This is a genomic window from Gardnerella sialicivorans subsp. sialicivorans, assembly GCF_056746795.1.
Window position 1 is genome coordinate 253912 of record NZ_JBWPXA010000003.1, and the last position, 6881, is coordinate 260792.

At 36.0% G+C, this 6881-nt stretch carries 8 protein-coding genes; 6 read left to right on the top strand and 2 right to left on the bottom strand.

What is annotated here, in order from left to right; all coding sequences use genetic code 11:
• Positions 1–8 precede the first annotated feature (8 nt).
• A complete protein-coding gene (locus AC1EKB_RS03370) occupies positions 9–188 on the top strand; it encodes a hypothetical protein (RefSeq protein ID WP_009994761.1) in 180 nt (59 codons plus the stop codon).
• Between the two features lie 505 nt (positions 189–693).
• On the opposite strand, the gene AC1EKB_RS03375 is transcribed toward AC1EKB_RS03370, so the two are convergent.
• Complete coding sequence (locus AC1EKB_RS03375; RefSeq protein ID WP_032817049.1) at positions 694–1143, bottom strand: hypothetical protein; 450 nt, start codon at positions 1141–1143, stop codon at positions 694–696.
• 1 nt (position 1144) lies between these two features.
• On the bottom strand, positions 1145–1345 hold the full coding sequence (locus AC1EKB_RS03380; protein ID WP_101889313.1) for a helix-turn-helix transcriptional regulator: 201 nt from the start codon (positions 1343–1345) through the stop codon (positions 1145–1147).
• A gap of 241 nt (positions 1346–1586) precedes the next feature.
• Here AC1EKB_RS03380 and AC1EKB_RS03385 point away from each other — a divergent pair, with 241 nt between their 5' ends.
• The 5 genes from AC1EKB_RS03385 to AC1EKB_RS03405 all read left to right on the top strand — a co-directional run.
• A complete protein-coding gene (locus AC1EKB_RS03385; protein WP_481248843.1) occupies positions 1587–2186 on the top strand; it encodes a recombinase zinc ribbon domain-containing protein in 600 nt (199 codons plus the stop codon).
• Positions 2187–2845: 659 nt separating this feature from the next.
• Positions 2846–3433, top strand: coding sequence for a DUF7010 family protein (locus tag AC1EKB_RS03390; protein ID WP_004133087.1), 588 nt, complete (start codon positions 2846–2848; stop codon positions 3431–3433).
• A 399-nt stretch (positions 3434–3832) separates the two neighbouring features.
• Entirely contained in the window at positions 3833–4135 is a 303-nt protein-coding gene (locus AC1EKB_RS03395; RefSeq protein WP_481248845.1) for a type II toxin-antitoxin system RelB/DinJ family antitoxin, read from the top strand.
• The gene (locus AC1EKB_RS03400; protein WP_481248846.1) at positions 4135–4458 is read left to right on the top strand and encodes a type II toxin-antitoxin system RelE/ParE family toxin; all 324 of its coding nucleotides are present in this window, start codon (positions 4135–4137) and stop codon (positions 4456–4458) included. The genes AC1EKB_RS03395 and AC1EKB_RS03400 overlap by 1 nt, the downstream gene beginning before the upstream one ends.
• Before the next feature lie 423 nt (positions 4459–4881).
• Positions 4882–6881, top strand: a 2000-nt coding sequence (locus AC1EKB_RS03405; RefSeq protein ID WP_481248847.1) for a leucine-rich repeat domain-containing protein, incomplete at its 3' end; no start/stop codon positions are given.

Here is a 6881-nt window from a genome sequence, read left to right on the forward strand (position 1 = left end):
TTTAAGGAATGGACAAGCTCGTTCGTTTTTGCCGTGAAGTGGCGACATTCGGCTTGACGGTTGCCTTAATCGCGATGCTGGTTGCCTTAATATGGGATGGCACACTTGCTATTAGAATTGGTTTTACCTCTTTTGTTATTGGTGTCACAGTGATCTCGCTTAAGACTGTCCTTCGAAAGACTGATTGAATTTTGTTTGGTTCAAGTCAATAGTTGAATATCTCACGTTGGGTGACTATTACTGATCTCTGTCAGTAATAGTCACTTCTTTTTATGAATCTTAAAGTCAGGCTCAATGTCCGTCCTGTTTAGCCGGTGATTAGTTAGGGTAATCGGGTTATAGGCCAAAAGGGGCTTAGGACAAAATTCTGTACAAAATGGAAGGAGTCTGAAAGTCACAATGAAAGTTATCTATACAGAAGCTCAAAAGAAACATGCTATACAAACCTACAAGAAATATAAATCCTATAGTAAAACATTAAGAGTATTAGGATATCCATCAATGCATGTCTTATATTGATTTTTACAACAATCACAGAATTAAAATAAGTCTTAGTGGAAAGACAATTATGGAACATCGTGCTATGATTGCACAAAATGTCTAAAAATTGTCCTAAGCCCCGTTTGACCTATAACCCTAAAAAGACGATAGAGTTTTAACTGTCTATCGTCTAATACCTTTACTACGATATTTTTAAATCTTTTTTGACCAATATACTTTTAATAATTTAGAAAATATTATTTGTACAAATGCAACTATTATTAACGCTAAAAAGGCTTCATAACTTACATATGCTACAAATAAAGAAACTATTACAATAACCATTGAAAATATAGGTATTATATTTGATCCTGACTTCATCTTTATTAATATCATTCTTTCATCTGTTTCTTTAGTATGCATCTTCTCCAATATATCTCTATTTCTATATGCTCTACCAAGCATTGACATGTAGAATACAGATACAAGTTCAAGTCCAATAAAAAATACTGCTACATAATATGTCACATCTTCTTTTAATGGAAATTTATATTTTAAGTAAAAATTTCCAATAATAACTGCGAGTAAGGCAACCATACATAATAAGACTAAAATACTAATTCTAAATCCTATTTCTTTTTTATATTTTTCTAATTTGTTCATATTAATCATCCTCTTCTATACTAAATATTTCTTCAATACTCATATCAAAAAACTTAGCAATTTTAAAAGCCAACGGCAGTGACGCTATATACTTCCCAGTTTCAATGGAAGTTATGGTCTGTCTTGTTACTCCAACTTCATTTGCCAATTCTTCTTGAGTTATTTTATGCTGTTTTCTTAATTGAGAAATTGCATTTTTCATTTTCCTCCTCCAACAGCAAGCTCACTTTACATATAATGTATAGCTCGCTTTGCTTTTTTTGTCAAGCGTACTTTGCTTTTTTATAATTTCTTAAACTAAAAAGACGACAGATTTTATCAACCATGTTCGTATAAAAAATGATGGAACAGAACCACAGTATTATGTAAAAGATAGCCACGCGTCTATTATTTCAAGAGATATTTTCTTTAAAGTTCAAGAAGAAATGGTAAGACGAGCCAACATGTTTAGCGGTGAGGAGAACAAAAAAAGGAGAGTTTATTCCAGTAAGTACGCTTTATCCAGCCTATGTGTTTGTTCTAAATGCGGGGATGTTTACAGAAGAATTGCTTGGAACAACCGAGGAGTACGATCTATTGTCTGGCGTTGTTGTACCAGATGGGAAAATGGTCCTAGTGCTTGCGATGCTCCGACAGTAAAAGAGGAAGAGCTGCAGTCTGCCATAGTGAAAGCCATAAACAAGGTGTTTAGTATATCGGATGAAGTATTGGATATGTTGAAGAATAATATTAGAGAAATTATCGCTGGCAATAACTTAAGTGAGCTTGAAACGGTTGATAAAAGAATTGCAGATAAACAAGCGATACTACTAACCTTGCTTAAAGCTAAAAAAGACTACACGAAAACTGCTGATGAGATTGATGAGCTTAAAGTTAAGAAACAGCAGCTTCTTATAGAAAAAGCAGGTCAAGAAGATGCTAAAAGACGAATCAGAGAAATGGAAGATTTTCTGAAAAGTGAGAGTCACGATATTAGTGAATATGATGAGAAGCTGGTAAGAAAGTACATCAAGAAAATAAAAGTTTACGAGGATAAGTTTTAAATCAGAGATTAGTGTGAATATTGAAAGGGCATCGTAAAAGCCAAAAGAATGTGAGTGTTTGAAATGTTACAAAAGTCAGCCTAGTGGGCATCATCTCTAGGCTGTTTTTATGCTCAGAAATCAAGCTATTAAGCCAATCTTAAACCTTTTAACGATAGCTTTTTCTATCGTTAAAAAGTGCACCCAATATCCATAGTGTGCACTCAAAAACGTGTAGTTATACTTGGAGTTCTCTCAATCCATAGTGGAATAGAGCATATAATTTCAGATGAAAGATATTAATGAATCCCGCTATTATGGCAAGAGATCGTTACATAAACATTATTTCTGTTTATGTTCGGACAGAACAATCAGCCGAAAACATTAGCCGGGATACCATTAGAGCAGTTCGAAGATGTACTCTCTTACATAAATTATGAAAACATAGATCATGATACAATTACGCTTATCTGAGTCTCGAAAGGCGCAGAATACGCGTTGATGCCGGAGCAATGATCATTGAATTCGGTGGAGAGGAAGAAGAAAATCAGAAGGCTAAAGCGGAGTCTCAAACCTTGATACTTGAAACACTTATGTTTTGGATTGATCACCGTAGTGCCTTTACACTGCCACGACGTTGAATATCAGATTGTATAAATTAGCATTTGAAGGAGAAATCAATGAGCTTAGATGAATTGAGGAATGATATCATCATAAAGCAGAAAAAAGGATTGCCATTTATCATGGCATCGGTGATTATATGGCTTCTGATAGTACTTGTGTCAATTTTAGATATCAATGTGGATATGAAAAATTTATTGGTATTTTGCTGTTCATGCCCATTATTACCGCTGGCTTGGCTCATTGGTAACCTTATAAAGGTGGATATCTTTTCAAAACAAAATCCACTTGGACAATTAGGCTTCATTTTCACCCTAAATCAAATGATTTATTTATTAATCGTTATGTGGGTGTTTAGTGCGGTTCCGGAAAAGATGATTATGGTGTATGCAATGGTCTTTGGCGCACATTTACTGCCGTATTCATGGCTGTACAAATCAAAGGGATATACAGTTGCTGCAATTTCCATTCCGATGATTTCCTTGATTTTAGGATGTGCATTAAACGGCACAACGGTTGCTGTTGCGGCATGTATTATTGAGATAGTATTTGCTTGTGTATTACATATGGAATTAAAGAAAATGGGAGATAACTACAACAAATCCCAGTTTGTAGAGCTTAGCAAGGATCAGGTTTCTATGAAATAGAAATCTAGATCTAAAAGCGCTATGTGTAAATAATTAAGGCGGTAGTAATACCGTCTTTTTTGATGCCTGAAAAAGTTTCAGAGTTCAAAGCTAAGGTTTCATTGTATCCAACACGTAATGAAACTAGACCACTCAATCTCATGTGGAGATGTTATAAAATCCAGACTATTGAATTTTCTTTAGTCTATTCTTATGTTCAAAAATCAACCTATAGAATAGATGGAGTTATCTCCGGCATCATGGCACTTGACTGTGCTATAAAAAGCGGTAATACAAAGGCAATGCGAAGGTAACACGAACACGAAAAACATGTATGGCAGCTGAGGGATCTTATTCATATAAATTGTGTTGCAATATGCGATACAGTATTTTATGATGTGTGTATGGAGGTTGGTTTATATGGCAGTTACTAAAAGTGCGAATGTGAATGTGAGAATACAAGAAAATATTAAGCAGCAGGCGGAGAATATCTTGGAAACTATTGGAATTCCTAGGGCTACTGCTATTGACATGTTTTATCGTCAAATCATTCTTAATAAGGGTATTCCGTTTTCGCTTACTATTCCGAAGTCGCTTCCGGCACAAGATGATATGGATGAGAAAACGTTTAACGCGTTGATGGCTAAAGGTTATGATCAGGCGGTTCGTGGTGATAGTTATCCGATAGATGATGTTTTTGAAGAGCTTGAACGAGGTCTTTAATGGATGAGTATAAGGTAAAAGTTACTCGTCAGGCGAAAGAGCATCTTGCACTTATTCGAGAATATATTGCCACTGAGTTAAAAGAGTCGATAATAGCTAAAAGAATACTCGAGCTGTTGAAGTCGGAAATGATGTCTTTACAGACGATGCCTTATCGTGTGAAGTTAATTGGTGAGCAACCGTGGTGTGAGCTTGGTTTTAGAAGAATACGCGTAAAAAATTATTACGTTTATTTTTGTGTTGATGAGAGTAGAAAAGAAGTCCAAATACTCGCGGTTATTTACGTGAGGAGAGATCAGGCTAAGCAACTGGAACAATTGTAATGTAAACGTGTTATCAAGCCAATCTTAAACCTTGTAACGATAGCTTTTTCTATCGTTAAAAAGTGCACCCACTATCCATAGTGTGCACTCAAAAAAGTGTAGCTATACTTGGGGTTCTCTCAATCCACGTCGAGAGTGTTGTGTTGATGTCAAAGGCTGATTAGGTGGGTGCATTTTTGCCCTTGTGTAGCAGAGATTAGCGAGGGTTATTGTTAAAAGGTTTAATGCGTGGCTGCAGGTAAGAAATATCGAAAAATTTTGTAAATAAAAGTAGACTCTAATTTACAAACTTATGAGCAGAATTTCCACCCATTTTTTACTTATTATATTACATATTTCAGCAAAAGTCATCAAGTAAATTAAAGTCTACTTTTTTTGACAGTGATTTTACTAATTGTAGAGATTGATGATTAGAGGTTGATTATGGAGAGTAGTAAGAAGAAGCGTAATTCGGTTTTGCCGATTATTGTTAGCGTTGGTATTGCAACTTCAATGGGTGTTGTTGCAGGTAGTACTCCTGAGGTAGCGTACGCGAGCAGCAATGCTACTACTCCTTCTCCTTCTACTTCTACTACTACGTACGCAGATCGAAGCAGTTCCGGTTATGACGAGAATCAAGTTATTAATATCCCAGATGCAGTTTTAAAAAAGAAACTGCTTGATGCTATGAAAAAAGAAAAACTTATTGACGGCAATGCGACAGATATTACAATTGCTGCTGCTGATAGGTTGGATGAGGTAGACTTGAGCAACGAAAATACTGATAGTATGGACGATACTATTAGTGATTTGACAGGGCTTGAATACTTTAAGAACCTATGGAACCTTAAACTTGATTATAATAATGTTTCTGATTTGAGTCCGTTGCAGGGTTTGACGAGCCTAAAAATCCTTTCTTTTGATAATAATCATGTTTCTAAGTTGGGTCCGTTGGAGAGTTTGACAAGCTTAGAAAGCCTTTGGTTCTCTGATAATCAGGTTTCTGATTTGAGTCCGTTGAAGGGTTTGACGAGCCTAGAAATCCTTGATTCCTCTAGTAATCAGGTTCGTGATTTGGGTTCGTTGCAGGGTTTGACGAGCCTAAAAATCCTTTGGTTCTCTGATAATCAGGTTTCTGATTTGAGTCAGTTGGAGGGTTTGACAAGCCTAAAAGAACTTAATTTCTCTGGTAATCAGGTTCGTGATTTGGGTTCGTTGCGTGGTTTGACGAGCCTAGAAAAACTTAATTTCTCTGGTAATCAGGTTCGTGATTTGGGTTCGTTGCGTGGTTTGACGAGCCTAAAAGAACTTAATTTCTCTGGTAATCAGGTTTCTAATTTGAGTCAGTTGGAGCGTTTGACAAGCCTAGAAAGCCTTTCTTTTGATAGTAATCAGGTTTCTAATTTGAGTCAGTTGGAGCGTTTGACAAGCCTAAAAGAACTTAGTTTCATTGGTAATAATCATGTTTCTGATTTGGGTCCGTTGCGTGGTTTGACGAGCCTAGAAAGACTTTATTTCTCTGGTAATCAGGTTCGTGATTTGGGTTCGTTGCGTGGTTTGACGAGCCTAGAAAGACTTTATTTCTCTAGTAATCAGGTTTCTGATTTGGGTCCGTTGGAGAATTTGAAGAAACTAAGAAAACTTTATTTCTCTGGTAATCAGGTTTCTAATTTGGATCCGTTGAAGAATTTGAAGAAACTAAGAAAACTTGAAATGGGTACTCAAACTATTTCTATTAAATCTGTTACTGAGAAGACTACACTACCTGTTAATGGACTCTCTGGTGCTACTTTTACTATTCAGAATGATGATGGTAACAGTATTGGCAGCATTAATAATGGTGTATTTACTCTTAGTAAGGAGTTACCGTATTCCGATACTATATATATCAAAATTGAGAGCGAAAATATTAAAATTGGCAATGCTACCTCTAAATACGCTGGAACTATAAAATTACACCTTGATGTTCCTAAGACTGATAGTGGTGTTACGACTTGGGCTATTAAAGCCAAGATGGAGTATAAGGCGGATCCAAACATTGATTATAAACAAAAGCGTGTAGAAAGAACAGCTAACGATGGTACGCGTACAACGTATGCAGATGGACGCAAGCCAGTAGAAGTTCCTGCTCAAGACGGTTTAACTTATGTTGGTAATGTTAATAAAACAACAACAACGATTCCGTTTAAGACTACTTATGTTGCGGACAGTACTTTAGCTTATGAAAAGCAAGAAGATAAAACTGCTGGCAAAAATGGTTCTACGACGGTTACGACTACTTACAAAGTAGATTCTGGTAAGGGTCTTACAGCAGAGGTAGAAAGTAGTAAAGAGGATAAAGTTGATCCAACGAATCGTGTAGTAAGGGTTGGTAATGTTAATAAAACAACAACAACGATTCCGTTTAAGACTACTTATGTTGCGGACAGTACTTTAGCTTATGA